The organism is Burkholderia sp. BCC0506, assembly GCF_902833145.1.
In the GTDB taxonomy this organism is placed as follows: Bacteria; Pseudomonadota; Gammaproteobacteria; order Burkholderiales; family Burkholderiaceae; genus Burkholderia.
Window position 1 is genome coordinate 1 of sequence record NZ_CADFEN010000040.1, and the last position, 440, is coordinate 440.

Sequence of the window (440 nt, forward strand, 5' to 3'; positions counted from 1 at the left end):
TCGAAGTTCAAGCTCGACGCGAACGCCGATCCGCAGGCGTACGGGATCGGCATCAAGGAGCTGTGGGAAATCGACCCCGCGAAGCACAAGCCGGGCCTCGTGATCCACACGGCCGGCTGGCCGCTGAAGTCCGATACGTACGGCGGCTCGTTCCTGTATCACATGGACAACAACCAGGTCGTGGTCGGTTTCGTGGTGGGCCTCGGCTACACGAACCCGTACCTGTCGCCGTTCGAGGAATTCCAGCGCTACAAGACGCATCCGTCGATCCGCGCGTTCCTCGAAGGCGGCAAGCGCGTGTCGTACGGCGCACGCGCGATCACGGCAGGCGGCCTGCTGTCGCTGCCGAAGACGGTGTTCCCGGGCGGCGCGCTGATCGGCGACGACGCAGGCTTCCTGAACGCATCGCGGATCAAGGGCAGCCACGCGGCGATCAAGAC

Annotated in this window: 1 protein-coding gene; it reads left to right on the plus strand. The window is 65.2% G+C overall.

Annotated elements, in window-relative coordinates:
* On the plus strand, positions 1-440 hold a 440-nt coding region (locus HWX62_RS32870; protein ID WP_175933347.1), incomplete at both ends, for an NAD(P)/FAD-dependent oxidoreductase.